Annotated in this window: 21 protein-coding genes and 1 pseudogene; 7 read left to right on the top strand and 15 right to left on the bottom strand. The window is 36.1% G+C overall.

What is annotated here, in order from left to right:
• Window positions 1-28: 28 nt before the first annotated feature.
• From MKX82_RS22750 to MKX82_RS22715, 8 genes are all read right to left on the bottom strand, one after another.
• On the bottom strand, window positions 29-784 hold the full coding sequence (locus MKX82_RS22750; RefSeq protein ID WP_341080315.1) for a lysozyme inhibitor LprI family protein: 756 nt from the start codon (window positions 782-784) through the stop codon (window positions 29-31).
• 153 nt (window positions 785-937) lie between these two features.
• Complete coding sequence (locus MKX82_RS22745) at window positions 938-1,858, bottom strand: hypothetical protein (protein ID WP_341080313.1); 921 nt, start codon at window positions 1,856-1,858, stop codon at window positions 938-940.
• A 4-nt stretch (window positions 1,859-1,862) separates the two neighbouring features.
• Window positions 1,863-2,399 carry a sigma-70 family RNA polymerase sigma factor gene (locus MKX82_RS22740; protein WP_233317218.1) on the bottom strand — a complete coding sequence of 179 codons (537 nt, stop codon included), beginning with the start codon at window positions 2,397-2,399 and terminating at the stop codon, window positions 1,863-1,865.
• A 200-nt stretch (window positions 2,400-2,599) separates the two neighbouring features.
• Window positions 2,600-3,349 (bottom strand): ABC transporter permease, encoded by a 750-nt coding sequence (locus tag MKX82_RS22735; protein ID WP_341080309.1) that lies wholly within the window; start codon window positions 3,347-3,349, stop codon window positions 2,600-2,602.
• A complete protein-coding gene (locus tag MKX82_RS22730; protein ID WP_341080307.1) occupies window positions 3,350-4,111 on the bottom strand; it encodes an ABC transporter ATP-binding protein in 762 nt (253 codons plus the stop codon).
• Window positions 4,112-4,345: 234 nt separating this feature from the next.
• Window positions 4,346-4,687 (bottom strand): DUF1048 domain-containing protein, encoded by a 342-nt coding sequence (locus MKX82_RS22725; protein ID WP_233317221.1) that lies wholly within the window; start codon window positions 4,685-4,687, stop codon window positions 4,346-4,348.
• Window positions 4,688-4,738: 51 nt separating this feature from the next.
• The gene (locus MKX82_RS22720) at window positions 4,739-5,059 is read right to left on the bottom strand and encodes a PadR family transcriptional regulator (protein WP_233317292.1); all 321 of its coding nucleotides are present in this window, start codon (window positions 5,057-5,059) and stop codon (window positions 4,739-4,741) included.
• A 347-nt stretch (window positions 5,060-5,406) separates the two neighbouring features.
• Complete coding sequence (locus MKX82_RS22715; protein ID WP_341080305.1) at window positions 5,407-6,564, bottom strand: sulfite reductase subunit alpha; 1,158 nt, start codon at window positions 6,562-6,564, stop codon at window positions 5,407-5,409.
• A 599-nt stretch (window positions 6,565-7,163) separates the two neighbouring features.
• Here MKX82_RS22715 and MKX82_RS22710 point away from each other — a divergent pair.
• The gene (locus MKX82_RS22710; RefSeq protein WP_341080303.1) at window positions 7,164-8,168 is read left to right on the top strand and encodes an aldo/keto reductase; all 1,005 of its coding nucleotides are present in this window, start codon (window positions 7,164-7,166) and stop codon (window positions 8,166-8,168) included.
• Between the two features lie 84 nt (window positions 8,169-8,252).
• Here MKX82_RS22710 and MKX82_RS22705 read toward each other — a convergent pair whose 3' ends face one another.
• Together MKX82_RS22705 and pdxS are read right to left on the bottom strand one after the other, a co-directional pair.
• Window positions 8,253-9,098 carry an aldo/keto reductase gene (locus tag MKX82_RS22705; protein ID WP_341080300.1) on the bottom strand — a complete coding sequence of 282 codons (846 nt, stop codon included), beginning with the start codon at window positions 9,096-9,098 and terminating at the stop codon, window positions 8,253-8,255.
• A gap of 444 nt (window positions 9,099-9,542) precedes the next feature.
• Entirely contained in the window at window positions 9,543-10,424 is an 882-nt protein-coding gene (gene pdxS / locus MKX82_RS22700) for a pyridoxal 5'-phosphate synthase lyase subunit PdxS (RefSeq protein WP_233317225.1), read from the bottom strand.
• A 146-nt stretch (window positions 10,425-10,570) separates the two neighbouring features.
• Here pdxS and pdxR point away from each other — a divergent pair, with 146 nt between their 5' ends.
• Window positions 10,571-11,992, top strand: a complete 1,422-nt coding sequence (gene pdxR / locus MKX82_RS22695; protein ID WP_341080298.1) for a MocR-like pyridoxine biosynthesis transcription factor PdxR — start codon at window positions 10,571-10,573, stop codon at window positions 11,990-11,992.
• A 90-nt stretch (window positions 11,993-12,082) separates the two neighbouring features.
• On the opposite strand, the gene MKX82_RS22690 is transcribed toward pdxR, so the two are convergent.
• Window positions 12,083-12,721 (bottom strand): YcnI family copper-binding membrane protein, encoded by a 639-nt coding sequence (locus MKX82_RS22690; protein ID WP_233317227.1) that lies wholly within the window; start codon window positions 12,719-12,721, stop codon window positions 12,083-12,085.
• Window positions 12,722-12,977: 256 nt separating this feature from the next.
• Here MKX82_RS22690 and MKX82_RS22685 point away from each other — a divergent pair, with 256 nt between their 5' ends.
• From MKX82_RS22685 to MKX82_RS22675, 3 genes and pseudogenes are all read left to right on the top strand, one after another.
• Window positions 12,978-13,550 (top strand): DeoR family transcriptional regulator, encoded by a 573-nt coding sequence (locus tag MKX82_RS22685; RefSeq protein WP_237943711.1) that lies wholly within the window; start codon window positions 12,978-12,980, stop codon window positions 13,548-13,550.
• A 47-nt stretch (window positions 13,551-13,597) separates the two neighbouring features.
• A pseudogene (locus MKX82_RS22680) lies at window positions 13,598-14,944 on the top strand (PepSY-associated TM helix domain-containing protein); the annotation flags it as partial.
• Between the two features lie 26 nt (window positions 14,945-14,970).
• On the top strand, window positions 14,971-15,441 hold the full coding sequence (locus MKX82_RS22675; RefSeq protein ID WP_341080292.1) for a FixH family protein: 471 nt from the start codon (window positions 14,971-14,973) through the stop codon (window positions 15,439-15,441).
• Window positions 15,442-15,530: 89 nt separating this feature from the next.
• Here the strand turns inward: MKX82_RS22675 and MKX82_RS22670 are convergent, their stop codons facing one another.
• Window positions 15,531-15,890, bottom strand: a complete 360-nt coding sequence (locus MKX82_RS22670) for a MerR family transcriptional regulator (RefSeq protein WP_341080290.1) — start codon at window positions 15,888-15,890, stop codon at window positions 15,531-15,533.
• Window positions 15,891-16,025: 135 nt separating this feature from the next.
• On the opposite strand from MKX82_RS22670, the gene MKX82_RS22665 reads away from it, so the two are divergent.
• Window positions 16,026-16,868, top strand: a complete 843-nt coding sequence (locus tag MKX82_RS22665; protein WP_341080288.1) for an SDR family NAD(P)-dependent oxidoreductase — start codon at window positions 16,026-16,028, stop codon at window positions 16,866-16,868.
• A gap of 125 nt (window positions 16,869-16,993) precedes the next feature.
• On the opposite strand, the gene MKX82_RS22660 is transcribed toward MKX82_RS22665, so the two are convergent.
• Window positions 16,994-19,072 carry a methyl-accepting chemotaxis protein gene (locus tag MKX82_RS22660; RefSeq protein WP_341080287.1) on the bottom strand — a complete coding sequence of 693 codons (2,079 nt, stop codon included), beginning with the start codon at window positions 19,070-19,072 and terminating at the stop codon, window positions 16,994-16,996.
• A 218-nt stretch (window positions 19,073-19,290) separates the two neighbouring features.
• Here MKX82_RS22660 and MKX82_RS22655 point away from each other — a divergent pair, with 218 nt between their 5' ends.
• On the top strand, window positions 19,291-19,653 hold the full coding sequence (locus MKX82_RS22655) for a hypothetical protein (RefSeq protein ID WP_341080284.1): 363 nt from the start codon (window positions 19,291-19,293) through the stop codon (window positions 19,651-19,653).
• A 116-nt stretch (window positions 19,654-19,769) separates the two neighbouring features.
• Here the strand turns inward: MKX82_RS22655 and MKX82_RS22650 are convergent, their stop codons facing one another.
• The gene (locus MKX82_RS22650; protein WP_233317235.1) at window positions 19,770-20,210 is read right to left on the bottom strand and encodes a cell wall hydrolase; all 441 of its coding nucleotides are present in this window, start codon (window positions 20,208-20,210) and stop codon (window positions 19,770-19,772) included.
• Window positions 20,211-20,323: 113 nt separating this feature from the next.
• The gene (locus tag MKX82_RS22645) at window positions 20,324-21,679 is read right to left on the bottom strand and encodes a TrkH family potassium uptake protein (RefSeq protein WP_341080282.1); all 1,356 of its coding nucleotides are present in this window, start codon (window positions 21,677-21,679) and stop codon (window positions 20,324-20,326) included.
• Window positions 21,680-21,732 lie beyond the last annotated feature (53 nt).

The following is a 21,732-nucleotide window of genomic DNA, read 5'->3' as shown; positions in this document are numbered from 1 at the left end:
TCTAAATATTATAGTTAAGTTTTATCTTTTAATCTGTAATATACAAATTAACTAATTCATAACATCTTTCTTTGGTTGATTCGTAAGACGATATAAAATCAGCAACCCATTCATGCGTCTTTCCCGCATACTTTTTTCTCTCTTTTTCTGCCTTTGCTTCTTTCTGTTCTATCCATTTATTCTGTTCCGTTTTTAAATTCTTCATTGTCTCAGGAAGTAATTCTTTTTTTAGTAAATCATAAATCTTATTTAATGCAATGTCATACTTTTCATAAGAAATTCCATAGTAGTTTTTCATAGCGTTAGTTGTACCTGTATCTGAATACTTCTTATCTGGTAAGGAATTAAGTTCTCTTTGGATGTTATCTAATCTTTCTAAAAACTCTTTTCTACTTCCCTCTATTTCGGTTGGTAAGGCATTAAGTTCTTTTTGGATATTATCTAAAACCTCTTTCCGCTTTTCATCCATTTCTGCAGGTATGCTTTTCTCTTGAGTATCTTCACTTCCCTTTACATCACTAGACGAGGTCGAAGATTTATTGTCTGTATTTCTATTTGTACCAATATTATCTTCTTTCTTCGAACCGCTATTTGTAATTGATACTTCCTCCGGATTGTTATTGCTGTTATCGTCAGTATTTGAATCATTGGTTTCATTATCTGTATTATTAGGTTTAGACTTAGTATTGTTTGTATCATCAATAGATGATTTGCTACAAGCTGACATTCCTAGTAAAAAAATAACTAATAAGGTTGTCAGGATAAAAATTTTTCTCTTCTTCATTACTACAACTCCAATTTTCTTTTTAAAAGAACTCACTTTAAGTATTGGGTATTTCCTATATGATTTACCTAAATTTATTCATTACAGTAAGTATCTCGGTAAATTAGTAACTGAAGTTGTACAAATAATTCTTTTTTATAATCTCTTGTATTACTAATCTACTAACAGTTGCTCAACCATTCCATCCAATTTATTCAGTAATGTTGTTCTCTTTGCGTTTTCTTTTTCTATTTCAATTTGATTGGATATTTCTGCGATTTCCTCTAACTGCTCTTTTACAGATGTATTTTTCTCTAACGCTGCAAAATGCTTAGCATATGCTTTAGCAGCATTGCCTATATGATTTTCGTATTGTTCACGATCACTATATGGTTCATAGGAATCAGCATGAATACTTTCTTTTAAACTGCTTAACCAACTATCTAAGTTTTCAAATTCAGTTTTTTCTATAATATTATTTCTTTCATCTATAATTCCATGAGCTTCTGCAATCATTATCAATTGGTTAACTACTCTTTGTAGCTCTACAATATCTTCCATTCTTTTTTCATCATTATCTGCCTTTTGTAGACTTTTACCTAGTGAACCTATTTCCATCAATTTATCTGCAATCGTTGTCTCTTTCTCCTTTGAAGTATATTCACCAGAAAGATTTTCGGCAGACCTCCCCACTTCGGTTGCGTAATCCTTTCCAATCGGAGTTCTTGTAGCCGCATCACTTAGCTTAAGGTTTAGTTCATATAAAGAACTTGCTAAATTTGAATTATTACCTTTTTGTTCTTCCCTTTTACTATTTGTTTTTTCTTCATTCTCCTCTTGATTGTTAATTAGAGCCAGTTGATTTTGCTGATTTTCCGTGTTTTCCATTTGCTTAAATACAAAACTACCAATAAAAAGAGCAAAACAAGCAATAGCAGCAATTGAGAGTACGGGTGCAAAAGAAAAACGTTTTTTTGAGTCTTTATGATAAATAACAGTTTGATACAATCTTTCCTTGTCAGCAATACTCATTTTCCCATTTTTTAGAACAGTACTATTCAAACTCCTTCTTAAAGACTTCAAATCTTCACTCATTCCCTTAACCCCTTTCTACATTCTTTTGAAGCATTTGTTTTCCTCGCCTTAACCTAGTTTTAATAGTATCAGCATTCAAATTTGTTAAAGTTTGTATTTCTTTAATTTTTAACTCTTCATAGTAAAATAATATAATAATTTCTCGATACTTAGTCGGCAGGGTTAATACCTTTTGGGATAATTCTAAGTCATCAAATTTGTTTATTACTTGATCTTCAGTAGAAAGTTCCTCCGTTGTTTCAATCTTTTCTTTCATAAAATCTGTAGGAATAAACGATCGATACCATCTACTTTTCAAATAATCTTTACATTTATTTCGGGTAATCTTATAAAGCCATGTCTTATATGTACTATCCCCTCTGAAACCTTCCATTTTTTCATAACACTTTATAAATACGTCTTGTGTGATATCCTCTGCAGCTGACCAGTTTTTCACATATGTATAAGCTAACATTTTAATACTTTCTGCATAGAGATCAATAAGTTCTCTTAATATTTCCTCACGTCGCTTTGGATGGGATTCCTCTTTGCTTAATATCATTACGCAATAAAACATCTCCTTCTGGTTGGTTTAACTATTGACGACTCAAAACAATAAAATGTTTCACTTTCTCCAGAATAGGAGGGAATCCATCGAGAAAATTATGAATTCCCTTCATGTTAATTAATAGTTGAAGCTTTAAAGAGTCTTTCTGACTGAACAGTCGTATTGGCGAACTGTAAAGTAAGATGATACGTACCTTACCCTAGCTTCCGTTTAAATTCTTTACTAGCAAAGAAGTACGCAACGACCATAATGCCGACACACCAGGCTAGCGCTAGCCAAATATCGTGGCCAACAGACTCTTCATATAAGAAAGCTCGAATCGTATTCACGATTGAAGTAACAGGTTGGTTTTCAGCAAACGCACGGACAATTTTAGGCATGGTCTCAGTGGGAACAAAAGCTGAACTGATAAACGGCAGAAAAATGAGCGGGTACGAGTATGCTGTTGCTCCTTCCATAGAACTTGCTTTCAATCCAGGAATAATCGCTAGCCATGTCAATGCTAGTGTAAACAATCCCAGGATTCCAGCTACGGCGAACCAATCCAAGATATTAGCGCTTGAACGGAATCCCATTAAGAGTGCAACGAGGATAACTATCACAACTGTTAACGCATTAGAGAAAATAGACGTAAACACGTGAGCCCACAATATCGAGGAGCGCTTAATCGGCATCGTAATGAAACGAGCCATCAGACCGCTTTTCACATCTGTAAAGAGCCGCAAAGATGTGTAGGCAACACCACTTGCTATAGCCATAAGCAAGATTCCCGGCAATAAATAATTAACATAATTGTCTGTTCCTGTCTGTATAGCTCCGCCAAACACATAGACAAACAACAACATCATCATTATTGGTGTAATTGCTACTGTAATAATTGTGTCAGGGCTGCGCATTATATTACGCATTAACCGCCCCAGTAACACCCCAGTATTATTTTTCATTTAAATGCCCTCCTTTTTACCGATGATTGTGAGAAAGATTTCCTCCAATGACGGCTGCTTTTCGATATACTCCACTTTAGCTGGTGGAAACATCTCTTTTAATTCTGTAAGAGTACCTGTAGTGATGATTTTTCCACTATGCAAGATGGCGATACGATCCGCTAATTGTTCTGCTTCTTCTAGGTACTGGGTCGTAAGCAATATAGTCGTACCGCTGCCAGCAAGTTCCTTGATAGTATCCCAGACTTCAAGGCGTGCTTCAGGGTCAAGCCCTGTCGTCGGTTCGTCTAAAAAAATAACGGCTGGTTTTCCAATTAAACTCATGGCGATGTCAAGCCGGCGTTTCATTCCGCCAGAATATTTATCTGCCCGAAGGTTGGCCGCTTCACGCAGACTGAATCTTGCAAGCAGATTGTCAGCAACTTCGGAAGGATTAGAAACTCTCCGCAACTTGGCAATTAATATTAGGTTTTCACGTCCAGTGAGCATGTCATCTAATGTGGCGAACTGTCCTGTTAAGCTGATACTCCGGCGAACATGTTCCGGCTGACTCCTGACGTCAAATTGGCAGATACTCACTTGCCCTTCATCAGATTTCAACAGGGTTGAGAGAATGTTGACTATTGTCGTCTTACCCGCTCCATTTGAGCCAAGCAATGCAAAAACTTCCCCTTGCTTCACCTCAAAATCGACTGCTTTTAAAACTTCCTTCTCTTTAAATGATTTTTTTAATCCTTTTACAGAAATAACGGCATTGCTCATTCTTCTTCCTCCTTTTATAAGACAGCAGGATTTGTTCAACAATAACAAGCTGCTGCCTTTTAGACAATGCGAAGTATTTATCTGTTATTTTGTAGAGGCAACCAATTATACTCCGCTATTTAGTCTGACTGATAATCAGTGATACTTAGTACCTGCGTAAAAATTTAACTGAATAACGAAGGTGGCAAATTTTGATTTCAACCAGCTATTCAGTCTGTATTATCGCTTGTAATTTTATTTTTTTCCTAATCGATCAATGATGCTCTTATTCAAATCTTCACGGTATTTAGCGACATAAGTTTTAGCATTAGCCACTAGTTCGTCAGCAAAGGAAGCAACATCTTCCCCAGTAATCTCTAGCACTTGCCTTCCTTCTGCGGAGCCTGCTTCGAATAAATCAATTAATTCATATTGCATATGAAGCATATCCATACCATTGCCCGCTGAGAATTTCCACATATAGTCTTGAATTTTCTTAAATACAAACTGGTAGTCCTCCGGAAGTGCCTCTACCCTTGCCATCATCATCTTGTATTCTTTTTTATCACCAATTAATTTTTTAAATAATTCCATCATGTTTATTCCTCCTTTTAATAAGCAGAACAATGCACACGTGATATCTTATCGTTAAGTTGTCTTTAACATATTAATTTTTGACGAAACAAAATCCCATCTTTTCCAAAACAATGTTAGTTCCTGACGGCCTGCTTCATTAAGTGAATAAAACTTGCGTGGTGGTCCCATATCCGATGGTTTCTTCTCGATATTCACTAGTTTCTTCTTTTCTAATCGCATTAGAATGGTGTAGACCGTTCCTTCGACGACTTCAGTAAATCCAAGGTCGTTCAGGCGGCGAGTAATTTCATAGCCATATGTTTCTTGACGGCTGATGATTTCCAACACGCATCCTTCTAACGAACCTTTCAGCATTTCCGTTAAATTTTCGATGCCCGGCACCTCCTCTATAATGTAAGACTTATATTCAGTATCACTTAGTACCTTAGCTAACCTATTTACTCAATAGCTTTGGCCATCTCGCTATTAAGTATTACTTATTACAAGTACATTGTATCACCGAGTAGCGAAGAGTGTCAATTGGATTTATTACATATTTTAAAAACCAGCTAATACCCATTTGCTTTCCCTGCCACCTTGAAGGTCTCTTTCAAGAAAATAATATATGTTAATTTAGGATTGCCTGCTAACAACTCTTTAAACACAAAAAAGAACATTAATCTATCTTAGATTAATGTTCCCGGAAAATACGCTCATTTACTTAGCATTATCGCAACTAATTAATACACATCTTTTTGGTATCTTTTAGTCTTTTGCAGTTCTTGCACTTTTTCTTCTGCTTCTTCTTGACTCATATTTCCTTCTTTTGAGAATATCTCTATCAAAGTGTTATGAACGTCTTTAGCCATATATTCCTTATCACCACAAACATAAAAATGCGCTCCACCTTGTAACCATTCATATAATTCCTTGCTAGATTCCAGCATTTTATTTTGGACATAAACTTTTTCATCTGTATCACGAGAGAAAGCTGTAGTTAATTTTGTAAGAACCCCATTTTCTTGGTGTTTTTCTAGCTCTTCTTTATAAAGGAAATCTGTTTGTGAATGTTGCGCCCCAAAGAACAGCCAAGTCCTTCCACTGCCTTTGTTAATAGAACGTTCTTGAATAAAGGAGCGAAAAGGAGCAATTCCCGTTCCTGGGCCAACCATAATGATATCTGTCTCATTTGACTCTGGCAGTCCGAAGTGTTTATTCGCCTGAATGTAGACAGGAAGTGTATCTCCTTCAGAAGTTCGTTCTGAACATTGAACAGAACAAACACCATTTCTGTCTCTGCCGTGAGATGTATATCGCACAGCACTGATTGTTAAATGAACTTCATCTGGGTGAGCCGATTGACTGCTAGAAATCGAATACAAGCGCGGCGGCATCTTTCTTAATAATGTCACAAACTCTTGAGCTTCAATTTGGCATGGTCCGAAATCTTGAATCATATCTAATAAATCCCGACCATACATATACTCTTTTAAAGCTGAAGCATTTTCTATAGCAACAAGACTATTTAAATTCTCATTATCAACCATTTTAGAAAAGTTCTGTAATACTTTCTTAGTTAATAAAGTAATTTCAAAGTATGTTGTTAAAGCATCCTTTAAAGGAAGCTGATCACCTGTTTTATTTATAACAATGTTTTGATTTCCATCCCACTTCATTTCTTGAAGCAGGGACTCTACCAATACTGAATCATTTTCCGGGTATATACCTAGAGCATCACCTGGATTATAAGTAATTCCTGATCCTTCTAAAGATAATTCCAGATGTCTTGTTTCCCTATTTGAACCTGTGCTATTTAGGTTAATATTCTTAAGAACTTTAGCTTGAAATGGGTTATTTCTGGTGAACGCTTGATTTGTTTGGCTTGCAGGTGTATTCATAATTTTTATCTCCTAAAATTTGATTATGCTTAAATTGAGGTTTTTTATGAAAAAACCACTTAATTAAGGTACCACTATAATTTTAATTATAATTTAGCTTTCAGAAGTTTTTCAACCAAAAAGTATAAATAGTTATTTATCTCTATCGTATTTGTAAATTTTTATACCATTTTGACTTTTAGCTTTTCTCTTTTATGTTAACCAAACACACCTAAACTCCATAATAACGCAATAAAAACTGCTGCTTGTTTCGCAACTGTAATAATTGAAGGAAAAATCGCTTGCACTTATTAATAGAAAAATTCTTTTTCCTATACATCCAACGCCCACATATAAAAAAAAACGCCCTACTCAAAAAGAGTAAGGCTGTTAACAGTGTTGTGCATAAAACTGTTATCACTTATTATGACCATTTCTTCCATACTTATACATATAAATAAACAAAAAATTTTTTTCCCTTTCAACCAAAGATAATGTACATTTCCGTTAAAACTGTTCATTAATATACATATTCCAATCATTTAACAATTGTAAGAATGCTGTATAATTTTATACTAGTAATGAAAGATTAAAAACATTTGGGAAAGTGAGGAATTGCAATGGATTATACGAAACTTGGCAACACAGGATTAGATGTATCTAGACTTTGCCTTGGATGTATGGGTTTTGGTGTGAAGGAACGCTGGATGCATCCTTGGGTAATTGATGAAGAAAGCAGTCGTACGGTTATTAAAAAAGCGGTTGAGTCCGGCATTAATTTTTTTGATACTGCAAACGTCTACTCAGATGGTACGAGTGAAGAATTTCTCGGACGTGCTCTTAAAGATTTTTCTAATCGAGATGAAGTTGTGATTGCAACTAAGGTTTACTTCCCATTAGGCAAAGATTTAAACAGCAAAGGTCCAAACAGTAAAGGGCTATCCCGAAAACATATTATGAGTGAAATTGATAAAAGTCTTAAACGTCTTGGAACAGACTATATCGATTTGTACCAAATACATCGCTGGGATTACAACACACCGATTGAAGAGACGATGGAAGCTCTTCATGATTTAGTGAAGGCTGGTAAGGTAAGATACATAGGAGCATCAGCCATGTATGCATGGCAGTTTTTGAAAGCGAACCATACCGCTGAGAAGAACGGGTGGACGAAATTTATCTCTATGCAAAATCACCTTAACCTTATATACCGGGAAGAAGAACGAGAGATGCTTCCATTATGCAAAGAAGAAAAAATCGGCGTAATTCCATACAGCCCGTTAGCTTCAGGCAGATTAACACATGATTGGTCAGAAGATACGCTCCGTTCTGAAACAGATGCAACGCAAAAGTCTAAATACGGTTCAACAGAGCATAACGACCGTTTAGTTGTGGAACGAGTTGCCGAGTTAGCAGAAAAACATGGTGCAGCTAGATCCCAAATAGCACTTGCATGGCTGCTTCAGAAAGAACCAGTAACAGCTCCTATTATAGGTGCTACGAAAATTTCTCATCTTGAAGATTCAGTCGGTGCGTTATCAGTGAAGTTAACCACTGAAGAAGTTGCATATTTGGAAGAGCCTTATGTTCCACATCCTGTGGTTGGTGCTTTAAATTCTAAGTAAAAAAGCCATATATAAGAAAACCCTAATTTCCTACAAGCAGGACATTAGGGTTTTTACTGTTAGTTTACTATGTGAAATCCTAGGTTATCTTACTAGCCCTGTCAAAAATTCAACTGTTTCTGGATCATAATGAGAGAAAAATAAACTCTTTTCCTGGTCAAGTTTTTCAATCTTGTTCATATCTTCTTGTGATAGAACAAAATCAAAGACTTCAAAGTTCTGAACCATTCTCTCTTTCGTTACCGTTTTTGGAATAACAACAACCTTACGCTGGATTAAGTAGCGCAGAGCCACTTGGGCCACAGATTTGTCATATTGCTCCCCGATTTCTTTTAACGTTTTATTATGAAAGAAGTCATTTTTCCCTTCTGCAAAAGGTCCCCAAGATTCAATTTGTGTTCCGTACTTTTCCATTATTTGTTGGGCCTGCTTTTGCTGGTTGAACACATGTGTTTCCACTTGGTTAACCATTGGTGTAATTTCACTAAACTGAGCAATATCAATCAAACGGTCTGGATAAAAATTACTTACGCCAATTGCTTTGATTTTACCTGCTTTATAATACTCTTCCATTGCACGGTACGTACCATAATAATCATTAAATGGTTGATGAATTAACATGAGGTCAATATATTCTGTTTGCAGTAAACGCAAGGATTCATCCATTGATGCTTTAGCTTTTTCATAGCCAGCATTTGAAATCCATACCTTTGTAGTAATAAAGAACTCTTCACGAGGTATACCACTTTTACGTACTGCACTACCAACTGCTTCTTCATTCCCATAAGCTTGAGCAGTATCGATTGATCGATAGCCAACTGCTATTGCTTCGCCTACTATACGCTCACATTCTTCCAGGTCATTAATTTGATAAACTCCAAACCCTAAAATAGGCATCTTTATTCCATTTGATAAAGTTACAGTTTCCATCTAATATTCCTCCTAAAAGTTTCCTGCCTTGCACTTCATAATCTTACTAGATTCGAGTTACTCTAAGTCAACACAGGAATTTTAAAAATTACTTCTGGATAATTCACAGATGGTGCAAGGAATATCAGCAAAAAAAGTTTTAACCCTTTCATTATCCTTTATATAAAAAAAGAATAGGTACCACATTTCTATCAAATGATTACCTATTCCTCTCAAAAAAGTACGGTATACTTTAATTACTGGTTGCGATAGTCTTGACTGTATGGCTGAAAGGCTTAGAAAAAAGATTTTTATACTTCTTCCTTGGCAAAAGATATATATATATCTTTTTAAATAACTTGATGCATTGCCAATCTCTTTTTTATTTCTCTGCTATTCCTTTAGCGCAAAAAAAGCCAAATCCCCCATACTGGTGAATTTGGCTTTTTTTACTATATTATCAGTTTACCAACCGCGCTCTTGCATGCGAGCTTCCGGAGCAAGACTAGCAATTTCAATCCCTTTCATTGCTGTTCCTAGATTTTTAGAGATTTCAGCAATTAATTTATAATCTTGGTAGTGAGTAGTTGCTTCCACAATTGCTTTTGCAAATAGAGCAGGATTATCTGATTTAAAGATACCTGAGCCGACAAATACTCCGTCTGCTCCTAATTGCATCATTAATGCTGCATCTGCAGGTGTTGCAACACCTCCTGCTGCAAAGTTAACTACTGGCAGGCGCCCTAAGTTTTTAATTTCCAGCAAAAGCTCGTAGGGAGCACCTAATAATTTTGCTTCTGTCATTAGCTCATCTTCATTCATATGAACTACTTTACGAACTTGTGCATTTACTTTTCGAATATGACGGACTGCTTCCACAATATTTCCTGTTCCTGGTTCGCCTTTTGTGCGGAGCATGGAAGCACCTTCTCCGATGCGCCTTGCTGCTTCGCCAAGGTCCCGGCATCCACAAACAAATGGTACTGTATATTCATTTTTATTTAGGTGATATTCTTCATCTGCAGGAGTTAAAACTTCACTTTCATCGATATAATCAACGCCTAATGCTTCAAGCACTCTAGCTTCCACAATATGTCCAATACGTGCTTTAGCCATAACAGGGATAGATACTGCATTCATAACTTCTTCTACAATAGAAGGGTCAGCCATTCTCGCTACTCCACCTGCAGCACGAATATCAGAAGGAACTCTTTCAAGAGCCATTACTGCTACTGCTCCTGCCTCTTCAGCAATTTTCGCTTGCTCGGCGTTAATAACGTCCATGATAACGCCGCCCTTTTGCATTTCAGCCATTCCACGTTTTACTCGATTAGTACCAGTTTTCATTCATATTCCTCCTATAGATTTAGTATGTAATCAACCTTTATTTTTTCAAATGCGCATTGTAAACTAATTATAGTAATTAATCTGGAACTATTAAAAGAGCCAGATATTAAAATTATTCAGGTACCAGTTTGATGGAGGTCAAAACCATGTTAGAAATAACTCCCATTTTAGATACTCAAAGTGATGCACCCGTATATATACAACTTTATCGTTTTCTTAAAAATGAAATACAATCAGAAAATATTCCTCCTCATAGTAAATTGCCTTCTCAAAGGAAATTAGCAGTGCATTTAAACTTAAGCAGAAACACTGTTAATGCTGCGTATCAGCAGCTCCTCGCTGAGGGTTATATCAGAAGCGAAGAAAGAAAAGGTTTATTTGTTGAGGATATAAAGCATGAGCTGTTTTTAGACAAAAACGCACATGCTATCCATGATGAAATCTTGAATAACAATTGCAGTAAACAAGAAGAGCAATCTTCAAGAATTCTATATGATTTTAAATATGGAGAAATAGATTTAAAGCATTTTCCATTTAAATTATGGAGTCAATTAACGATGAAAAGCATATTTGCTGAACAAGGAAAGCTGTTACTATATGGCGACCCACAAGGTGATCTAGATCTTCGTAAGCAAATAGCAAGATATCTGTATGAATCTCGCGGCGTTAAATGCTCAGAGCATCAAATTATCATAGGAGCTGGAACACAATATCTGTTAAGTATGTTATGTAAAATCATTGGCAGAGAATACACATATGGGATTGAAGAGCCTGGTTATAATAGAGTCCGTATTGTTTTACAGGAATATGGCAAAGCAGTGCATCCGATTCCCCTTGATAGTTATGGAGTTGATATAAAGAAATTAACAGCAAGCGAGGTCAGAGCTGTCTTTGTCACACCTGCACATCAATTCCCTCTTGGAATTGTTATGCCAATCCAAAGACGATTAGAATTAATTAAATGGGCGAAGGATTCAGATGGCTATATAATAGAGGACGATTACGATAGTGAATTTCGATATGAAGGCAAGCCTATTCCTGCCCTTCAAAGCTTAGACAGTTATGAAAAAGTTATCTATATGGGGACTTTTGCTAAATCGCTGATTCCATCTTTGGATTTTAGTTATATGGTTCTTCCAAGACATCTATTAGCTACGTACCATGGGAAGTATATTGGTTATAAACAAACCGTTTCCAGACAGCATCAATATACATTAAAACTCTTTATGGAAAGCGAGCATTGGTCAAGACATCTGAATAAAGTTAGAAATGTCTATAAGAAAAGACATAATGCATTGCTAACATCTCTTAAAGCGAACATGTACAATCAAGTCAGAATTATGGGTTCAGGTGCCGGATTACATATAGTAATAGAGCCGCGTAATGATATGTCAGAGCAAGAGCTAATTGACACAGCTAAAAAGAATGGCGTGTTGGTGTATCCTGTTTCCTCCTTCTATGAACAATTACCAGATCAAAAATATCCTCGAGTTCTGCTTGGTTTTGCTGGTATGGATGAGAGTAAGATTCAAGAAGGCGTAATATTGCTTTCAAAGGCATGGTTCTAAGCAGCAAAAAATTAATTATGCATTATTTCTCTCCATAAATAGGAAGATAACAAAAAAAGCTGCCTACCCAGGCAGCTTACCTAATTTATGTTATTTTCGTCTCACAAAAGTCAAGATAATAGCAAGAACAGAAACGATTATGGCAATGATTGATAACACTGTGCTTGTAGAGCTATGCTCATGATCATCTTCTGCACTTGCCGTATCTTCATCAGCGGAATCAGCATCATGTGTATGTCCATGGCTATCTGTAGTTGCATCAGACTTAGCAATTTCTGTTACAGAATGAGGAAGTTCTGCATCCGCATCTCCAGTCCATTCTACTATGCTTCCATCTGCATAATATTGAAAGGCATCCCAAACAACTTCTCCTGCATCAGACGGGTTTTGTGCTGTAAAGCTGAATCGCTTATACTCACCTGGCTGAATAGCTGATTGATCATTCTCTGCTTCCCAAGTCACAGTAGTTACCTTATCACTATCATTGGTTTCGGTTGTTACTTTCCAACCATCTACTGGTTCGTACATTTTAAAATCCACATTATCGGCTATCTTAAGTGTTACCTTCGTTGTCGCAATGTCCTTCTCAACAGGTATTTTTACTGTATATGTTTCCCAAGCCTCTGTTGCAGACTCTGAAGGATTAACAGTTACATGTGCACTTGCTGGAAGTGCAATAAGAAAAACGGCAGCAAACGCTGATAAAAACGCAAAAAGCTTCTTCTTCATATGTATACACAACTCCTCTTTTAAAATGTTCCCATTTATACACTGTATAAATCTTAGTAACTAACAATCATAATCATAACAAATCTAACTATATCTTAAAATGCTCCTTTCCCTAACTTTGTGACTTTTTTGTGAACATTTGATATTATTAACATCATTTTAACATTATTTATCATATTATCTCTTGTCAAATAACCAGTAAATAAATTACCCTGTTTCTAGGTTGAATTATTAGAAAGAATGGTGGAAGAAACCAATGTTACCAATAGAACGACAAAAACAGCTATTATCATGGCTAACGGAAGAAGAAACATTAAAGGTATCTGATATCAGCAGAAAATTAAATGTATCGGAAATGACGGTATATCGTGATATTAAACAACTTATTGACCAACAGAAAATTGTAAAGACATCGAACGGCATTTCCCTGACTAAAGAAACCATTACGCCCTCCAATCATTGTTCCTATTGCTATAAAGGAATTAATACAAGATTATCTGTGCAGTTAATAAAAACAAATCACCAGGTAGAACAAACATGTTGTATTCATTGTGGATTGCTTAGATATCAAGAAACTCAAGCAGAAATATCTCAAATCATATGTCGTGATTTTCTTCATGATACAACACTGAGTGCTAAAACTGGCTTCTTTCTGATTAATCCAGACCTTCATTCAAATTGCTGTCAACCACAGCTTCTTACTTTTAACTCAATGGATGAAGCCATTAAGTTTCAAACAGGATTTGGAGGAGACATCTATAACTTTGAGCAAGTATTTACAGCTTTGAACTCACACATGCAAAGCTCGAATTGCTGTCACCCAAAATAGGAGGAAAAGAATGGAGTCAATGAAAGCAGAGAAATCCATGCAAAAGGGAAAAAACGAAACAAACAAAAGCCTCTTTATATAAAGCCGTATGGAGATGGCATTTTTATGCTGGGATAATCTTTGCACCGTTTCTCCTTATTCTTTCTGTCACTGGATCTATATATTTATTTAAACCACAGATTGAGCAAGTTTTATATAAAGATTATTACGAGGTTACGAAGCAAGAAGACAGAATGACCCCGTCAGAGCAAATTAACATCGTGAAAAGTGAATATCCCGGTGCAAATATAACAAGCTATCTGCCTGGGGATAGTGAAACACGTTCAAGTGAAGTGAATATAAACTACCAAGACGAGTCTTTAACACTATTTGTTAATCCTTATACAGGCAAAATTCTCGGTGAGTTGAATAGTGAAGACAGAATTATGGATAGAATAGAAGAATTTCATGGAGAATTAATGGCTGGCACTTTAGGTGATAGAATAGTAGAACTAGCTGCTTGTTGGGCAATTGTATTAATTGTCACTGGAATATATTTATGGTTTCCGCAACAAAAGAAAACAGGCTTTGCTGGAATACTATTCCCGCGACTGCATAAAGGAAAGAAAATTTTCAGAAGAGATTTACATGCCGTGCCTGCGTTTTGGATAACAGGCGGATTGTTATTTTTAATCTTAACAGGATTACCTTGGTCAGGGTTCTGGGGTACTAATTTCCAATCTTTAGTTACTAATACAGGAGAAGGCTATCCTCCATCAGTTTGGGTAGGAAGTGCTCCAACATCATCAGTACAAACAAAAGATATTGCCGAAGTCCCTTGGGCTGCTGAAACGTTAGATGTGCCAAAATCAGACATACAAGGTTATACCCCTCTTTCTATTGATGATGTGGTCGATATTGCCAATCGAGAAGGAATGCACCCTAGCTATTCTGTTATTTTCCCAACAACCCAAGAAGGTGTTTACACATTTTCTGCCTTTCCGCCAAAAGCAAAAGATGAAGCGACCATTCATATTGACCAATATACTGGGGCGGTGTTAGCTGATTACCGTTATGATCATTACGGACCATTGGGTAAGTTGATTGCTATCGGTATTACCTTGCATAAAGGCACAGAATTTGGTTTGATTAACCAATTAATCAGCCTTCTAATATGTCTTGGTACCATTCTTATAGCTATTACCGGTGTTTATATGTGGTGGAAACGTAAACCTAAACAAGAATTAGGAGCACCAAAGGCTCCAAGTATTAAAAAAATGCGATACCTTCTTTTCATACTGATTATATTAGGCATTGTGTTTCCTTTAGTGGGATTATCCCTTATTATTGTATGGGTTGTTGACTTATTGATTATCCAAAGAATTCCGGCCATGAAAAAGGTATTAAATGCTTAATAAGATAATGAAAAGGTGGCTTATTCGTGAAGAAGTTTAGAAATAGCTTGGTAGTTGCTTTAACTTTACTCTTATTAAGCGCATGTTCACTTAAGGAAGATGCAGCTGCTTTATATAAAAAAGAAACACCCCTTGAAGCTCAATTAGAAATCCCCTCTTCTTTAGAAGCAAAAGAACCAGCTACCATTAAGGTGACACTTACTCAAAATGGTGAAAAAGTAGAACACGCAGACTATGTCCATTATGAGGTATGGAAGCAAGATGGCACTATCCAGAAAAATATGAGAGATGCTAAGAATGAAGGGAATGGAGTTTATAGTATAACGGTAAAAATCGACAGTGATGGTCTTTATTTTGTAAAGCTACATGCTAGTAATAATGATTCAATCATTATGCCGCAAAAGCAATTTATTGTCGGAGAGCTTTCGGACAGTGAACTAGAGTATTTACAAAAGGATGTCAAAGTACAAGAAGAAAGTCAGGAGCACCATCATTAATAGTAGACTTTGAAAAAGAGCGGAAAAGCTCTTTTTTTGTGCCAAAAAAGCCAGCTTATGTATGGACAAATTCTTTAGCATACAAACTCTTATGCTTTCTTCTTTAGCCATGTTCCTTCAGCTAATTTTTCATCAATAAAATCTAATACAGTCTGCAATTGAGCCATCTGTTGTTTTATTTTTTCTTTATGCTCGAGCATACCTGTTACCATTTCAGGAATCATTTTACTTGATTCCGTTATATCAAGATATAATTTTATCTCTTCTAAACTAAGATTTACTTTTTTCATACAGATGACCATTTGCAACCGTTCAATATCGGATGATGAAAATGCACGATGTCCATTTGGTAGCCGTTTAATCTTAGGAAGCAAGCCTGCTTTTTCATAATATCTAATTGTATCAATGGTTAACCCAGTCAGTTTGCTTGCCTGCTTGATTGTATACACGACAATCGCCTCCTTCTTTTAGATGTAATTATAAAACATGAAGTCAACTCCAGGTCAAGCTATAATCTTTACTCTTGACCTGAAGTTAGCTCCATGTTTTATACTACAGTCATTCATTAATAGGAGGTTAAAAAAATGGTGCAAATACAAAAAAGAACAGCTCTTGTTACTGGAGCAAACAGCGGAATAGGCTTGGAGCTGACGAAGAAATTAGTCGAGAATGGCTGGGAGGTAGCTGCTTTAATACGCTCTGAATTTCCAGAGGAAGAGCTGGAGCTCCAACAAAAAATCCGTCAACAGGATATCCGAATTTATACTGCCGATTTATCTGATTTTACGAAACTAAAATCTGCTTTAAGGCAAATAAAGGAGAACGAACCGAAGCTGGATGCTCTCTTCAATAATGCAGGAGGCAGTTTCCCAAATCTCCTCTTTTCTCCGCAAGGACGAGAATTGCATTATGAACTCCAGACAGTCGTTCCCTTCATTATCACGATGGAACTGCTTGACCTTTTGAAAAAGGGATCACCGGGTATCGTTATCCAAACTAGTTCAGAGGCATTTAAATTTAAAAGATCTTTCGTTCCGGAGGAATTGGCAAACCCGCCTAAATTTCAGAAGCTGATTGGTCCTTATGCAACGACTAAGCTGGCAATTACGTTGTGGACATATGCATTGGCACCAGAGCTGAAGCGAGAAGGCGTGACAATTATCAGCGTTGATCCGGGCAATAACAATACAATGCGTAAAGGCAGAAATGGCGGCTTGCCACTGATTATACAGCCGTTCATTCATTTGTTTGGTCCCCATCCTAGTGTAGGAGCATGCCATTTGTTTTCTGGGTTAAACAGATCCCCGGAAGAAGCTGGATTGTATATATCTAAAGGAAAGCCTGCTTCGTTCAAATTCAAACAGCACGGATTTCAAGTTTTACGACAAGTACAATCTGTATACGAAAAAGAATATTTGCCTCTATGAGTGAGTACTGCAGGCAGTCGAGACTTTCTAAGACAGCCTTTTAATTATCTATTATCGGCAATGTTAACTTACAAAAAAAACAGGTACGAATATAAAGCTTCGCACCTGTTTACATAATATTTTTATTAATTACTACTTCTTTTCTCTATTTCGAAAAAGTTTATTTTATGTTTCATTTCAGTGGTCATCTCACCTAAGCTTACAGCTGATGCACTGACCTCTTCAATTGAAGCAGACATCTCCTGAGCTGATGCTGAAATTTCCTCAGCTGATGCAGCTACATCTTCTGCAATCGTTCCAGTCTGATCCAATTCCTTCATTATTGTACTCTTATCATTCTGAATTTTGATGGACGATTCTTTAATTTCTTTTATTTTAGGAGATACTTCCTCTACTGCATGGATAATTCCTTCAAAAGAGTGAATAGTTGTATCTAACTGTTCTCTTTGTAATTGAAGTTCTTTGTTTACATCTTCTGCTGATTCAACCATTTGTGTAGTATCTTTAGACACACCATTAATAATAGAATCAATTTTTTCAGAAGACTCTCTGCTTTTTTCTGCCAAGTTTCTTATTTCATTCGCAACTACCGCAAAGCCTTTTCCAGAATCACCAACTCTAGCTGCTTCAATCGCCGCATTTAAAGCTAAAAGGTTCGTTTGCTCAGAAATGGAATTAATTATTTCTGTCATCTCGTTTACATTGCGGATGTTTAGTTCTACTGATTTCACTCGTTCTATCAATTCTTTAAACGTTTCATTCAGTGAGCCGAAAGCCTTAATCATCATATTCATTTCTTGACTGCTTTCATTAGCCATCATTAGTATGGAATTAGTGCTAGAATCAACATCATTAATGGATTGCGCCATAGAATCCAAGCTTGTTCCAAATTCATTCAGCCCTGAATTTACACTTTTTAGTCTCTGATGTTGCTCTGTTGCTCCTTCAGCCACAGTCGTTATAGCTGTCGCAACATTTTCTGAAGTGGCAGACATTTGCTGAGAAAAAGAAGACAGATTTTGAGCATGATCATCAATACTTAATGCATTAGCTTGAAAATTATTAATAACATCTGTTAAGTTATTCTGCATGTTGCAAAGAGATCTTCCAATATCCCCCAACTCATCTTTTCTAGCTAAATCTTTCTCTTCAAATTTGTTCACTAACCCACCATCAGCGACAACTTCTGCTATTTTGCTATATTTCCTAGCTGTTCTACCCATACGGTTTGAAAAAACAACTATCGCTAAAGTTACCAGCACGATGGAGACAAAACTAGATATAACGAATATTTTTAGCAAGTCATTTAAGCTGTTAAAGAGATGTGTTTCACTAACACTGATCCCTATCTTCCAGTTTGTATTAGGAATAGTCGAGAAGTAGAAATAGTACTTTTCATTTTCAGCTGTATATTCTGTTTTGCCAGTTTCGTTCGCTAACATGTACTTAGAAGCAGCTGCAAGAGAATCATTTTGATCATCCAATATGCTTTCCTTTGTTAACCGCTTCTCATCTACACCACCGAGAAGTACCCCATCACTCTGTACCAATAAGGCTTTTCCTTCATAATCAATTTCTGCTTCTGTAATTAATTTTTGAATACTGCTAATATCCACATCTACTGTAACTACACCCATTAAGTTACCGTTTTGATTGTTAAATGGATATGCAGTTGTAACCATCGAAACATTAGTAGCAGGGTCAGAATATGCTGTCGTCCAGCCACCATCTGTTTGAGAACCAACTTTATACCACTCTGTCGACCAAATATCAACGTCTCCAGTAGTATATGAATCATCAAGGATAATCTTATCTCCATCCTTGTATGCATATGGTGCATATTTCTGCTTGCCTTTAACGGCATTCGGTTCAAACCAAACACCCATACCAAATGATTCACTATACATAGGAACATAATTTTTTAACAAATCATCATAATCCTTTTCCTTTAATAAATCTGAATTTACTTCAACTGTTTTGGCAAGACTTTGCGCTAAACCATTCTCTTTTTCCAAAATAATATTAATACCTTGAGCAGTTTCCTCAAGCTTTGTATTCATTGCATAGTCCAACTGTCGCTTAATAATTTGTTTGGAAAATGTATATCCAATGGACGAAATAACGACTAGCGCAACGATAATAATAGGAACAACAAACGAAATCAATGATGTTGCAATACTCTTCTTACGATGTTTGATTCTCATAATCTCTCCTGTTTACTTTAATTTTAGAGTGCTATATTGATACTATCGTCAAGGGATAAAGAATAATGAAGACATTAACGAAAAAACCGCAATTTTCGACATATGGTTTTTTTTGAGAGTATTACGTATCATAAGAGGTAAAAAAAAGCAGGATTGTCGAAAGTAGTCGTTTTATGTATTATGATACCAGTAGTTATTTTTACACATTGGAGGAAAAAATGGGGAAGCTATATACCTTTGAGTTGGATGAAGAAAAAAGCACGTTATTTGTAAAAGTCGGCGGTTTCTTTAAAGAAGAAGATGCAAAAATATATTTAAGCGAGTTTCAAACCATCGTTAATACGATTAACCCTTCAAGGTATAAACTAATTATTGATGGACGCGGTCAAGAAAAAGTGGCTGGTCATGTGGTGGAAGATATCACATTCGTTTTAAAATTATATGCGATGGCTAATTTTAAAAAGATAATCATTATTAATCCTTCCTCTCCAGCTTCAAGAATGCAGGTTGAAAATTGTGTAAAAGAAATTAACTTTCCTGGAATTTTTGTAGATTCTATTGATGAAGCGTACAGTATATAAGGTTAACGTTCATTGTTAATTGTAACGGGGTCAGTTACTGACCCCTATTTACATCCAAATTAAAAAAGCCGAAAATATGCAAAAATAAACTTGCATTTTTCCAGCTCCTTTTCATTTCATCCTCTATAAACACTTTCGCATGTTCCAGCCGCTGGTTCATAAAAACAATGTTCTTTAAATTGCCCCGTAAAAGGTTGGTTATACCAGGTTGGGGGACATGCACCACTTGGATTAAAGTACCATAAAGCAAATTTCGCTGGATGATCTCTCCAAAACTTCACCGTTTGCAGTGCTAATCTTCTTTCAGACTCTCTTGCTCTTTGATAAAACACATTGCCCTTTTGAACAGCTTCAAAAGAGTAATTTCCTCCTTGAACTTGAAAAATGACTTGTTGAACATTTCTTAAATCTTTAAAGTCTGTACAGTTGGCGACAACACGGTTTACAATGACATTTCCAACATAGAGCATGCCTTGATTTCCTTCACCCTCAGCTTCAGCTCTCATCATTCTTGCCATTAAGTCAATGTCTGAATCTCTGTACGCTATTCTGGCCATTTTTCCACCTCCAAAATATTGTATGAAAAAAAAGCCAGCTTATATGACATTGTTAATGAAATATTAACAGATAAATTTATTACTTCTTATACATTCTTAGAAATATAACATTATTATCCTATAATGATGCGCTCTTTTGGATAGTGATACGGATGTTTAACTGATTTGCCTCCCATAGCGAATAGGAAGGTAAACATTCCGATCTTCCCGATAAACATTAATACCATGATTACACACTTACCAGCAGCACTCAAATCTGGAGTAATTCCAAGCGAAAGGCCTACAGTGCCAAAAGCAGAGGAAACTTCGAATAAAATTTCCATTAAGGAAAACCTTGATTCGATGCATGTAAGAATGACAACCGCTACACTGCAAAGTATCATAGCTGTAGTGAATACAATGAACGACTTAATGATATCTTCCTCATCAATCTCTCTTTTAAATATTTTTATTGTTCTATTTTCGTTTGCATAATTGTATATCGTTAGCAGCATCACAGCAAACGTTGTGGTCCTTATCCCCCCGCCAGCACTGCTTGGAGATGCTCCTATAAACATAAATATACTCATTAACAAAATGGTAGGTAGCGATAGTTCGTTCACATTGCTGATCGCCATTCCGCCAGTTCTTGAAGATATGGAATAAAACAAAGCATGGAAAAAGGATTGATGCCAATGCTTATCTGCAAAGAAATGATTGTACTCAAACAAGTAGATGATAAAAAATCCAACAACAATCAGTATAAAAAAAGTTGCTGTTGTAATTTTTGTGAACAACGAGAATTGGAATGTGCTCTTCCCCTTATGTCTGACCCACTGACTTACCTCCATTAACACAGGAAATCCAAGGGATCCGATAATAAAAAGGACAATATTAAAGGTTAGCACAAAATAATCATCTGCGAATGGAATTAGTGACTTTCCAGTAATATCAAAACCAGCATTGGTTGTAGCAGCAACAGAAGCGAAGAAACCTTGCAAATAAGCCTCTTGCCATGTAGGGAAATACTTCAGAAAATATGTACCGATGGCAATAGCCCCTAATAGCTCAACCGTGACAAAGAAAAAGAAAATCAATCGTATAAGCCGAACGATTCCGGAAAAAGTCGGGCTGTTCTGTTCTGTTGTCATGAGTATTCTTGCTCTTAATCCGATCTTTTTTCCAGATACAAGCCATAGTATTGTACCGAATGCCATGACTCCAATACCACCAAACTGGAGGATGACCGAAAATATAAACGTACCGGGAACACTAAGCAGCTGGCTCACATCAACCGTAGCTAATCCTGTAACTGTTACCGCACTTATTGAAATGAAGAGCGCATCAATTAGTGCGAGCTCTGTATCCTGCTTTTGAGTTATAGGCAGCAGCAACAAAATGGTTGAAATCATCACAGCTACTATGTAATAAAAAACAATTATTTGAGCAGCTGATAGTCGTTTTGTTAAAATCTTTATTTTACTTTTCATTTTTCTCCAACTTCTTTATTTTACATTTATTTTGTCCTTTATATTGGATAATA

Origin of the sequence: Niallia sp. FSL R7-0271, assembly GCF_038005785.1 — a bacterium.
GTDB lineage: Bacteria > Bacillota > Bacilli > Bacillales > Cytobacillaceae > Niallia.
The sequence above is the reverse complement of the archived record's forward strand: the minus strand, read 5'-3'. Positions and strand labels throughout refer to the sequence as shown.

Coding starts and splice junctions, on each gene's coding strand:
- MKX82_RS22750 (WP_341080315.1), bottom strand. CDS start 784: ATGAAGAAGAGAAAAATTTTTATCCTGACAACCTTATTAGTTATTTTT.
- MKX82_RS22745 (WP_341080313.1), bottom strand. CDS start 1,858: ATGAGTGAAGATTTGAAGTCTTTAAGAAGGAGTTTGAATAGTACTGTT.
- MKX82_RS22740 (WP_233317218.1), bottom strand. CDS start 2,399: ATGATATTAAGCAAAGAGGAATCCCATCCAAAGCGACGTGAGGAAATA.
- MKX82_RS22735 (WP_341080309.1), bottom strand. CDS start 3,349: ATGAAAAATAATACTGGGGTGTTACTGGGGCGGTTAATGCGTAATATA.
- MKX82_RS22730 (WP_341080307.1), bottom strand. CDS start 4,111: ATGAGCAATGCCGTTATTTCTGTAAAAGGATTAAAAAAATCATTTAAA.
- MKX82_RS22725 (WP_233317221.1), bottom strand. CDS start 4,687: ATGATGGAATTATTTAAAAAATTAATTGGTGATAAAAAAGAATACAAG.
- MKX82_RS22715 (WP_341080305.1), bottom strand. CDS start 6,564: ATGAATACACCTGCAAGCCAAACAAATCAAGCGTTCACCAGAAATAAC.
- MKX82_RS22710 (WP_341080303.1), top strand. CDS start 7,164: ATGGATTATACGAAACTTGGCAACACAGGATTAGATGTATCTAGACTT.
- MKX82_RS22705 (WP_341080300.1), bottom strand. CDS start 9,098: ATGGAAACTGTAACTTTATCAAATGGAATAAAGATGCCTATTTTAGGG.
- pdxS (WP_233317225.1), bottom strand. CDS start 10,424: ATGAAAACTGGTACTAATCGAGTAAAACGTGGAATGGCTGAAATGCAA.
- pdxR (WP_341080298.1), top strand. CDS start 10,571: ATGTTAGAAATAACTCCCATTTTAGATACTCAAAGTGATGCACCCGTA.
- MKX82_RS22690 (WP_233317227.1), bottom strand. CDS start 12,721: ATGAAGAAGAAGCTTTTTGCGTTTTTATCAGCGTTTGCTGCCGTTTTT.
- MKX82_RS22685 (WP_237943711.1), top strand. CDS start 12,978: ATGTTACCAATAGAACGACAAAAACAGCTATTATCATGGCTAACGGAA.
- MKX82_RS22665 (WP_341080288.1), top strand. CDS start 16,026: ATGGTGCAAATACAAAAAAGAACAGCTCTTGTTACTGGAGCAAACAGC.
- MKX82_RS22660 (WP_341080287.1), bottom strand. CDS start 19,072: ATGAGAATCAAACATCGTAAGAAGAGTATTGCAACATCATTGATTTCG.
- MKX82_RS22655 (WP_341080284.1), top strand. CDS start 19,291: ATGGGGAAGCTATATACCTTTGAGTTGGATGAAGAAAAAAGCACGTTA.
- MKX82_RS22650 (WP_233317235.1), bottom strand. CDS start 20,210: ATGGCCAGAATAGCGTACAGAGATTCAGACATTGACTTAATGGCAAGA.
- MKX82_RS22645 (WP_341080282.1), bottom strand. CDS start 21,679: ATGAAAAGTAAAATAAAGATTTTAACAAAACGACTATCAGCTGCTCAA.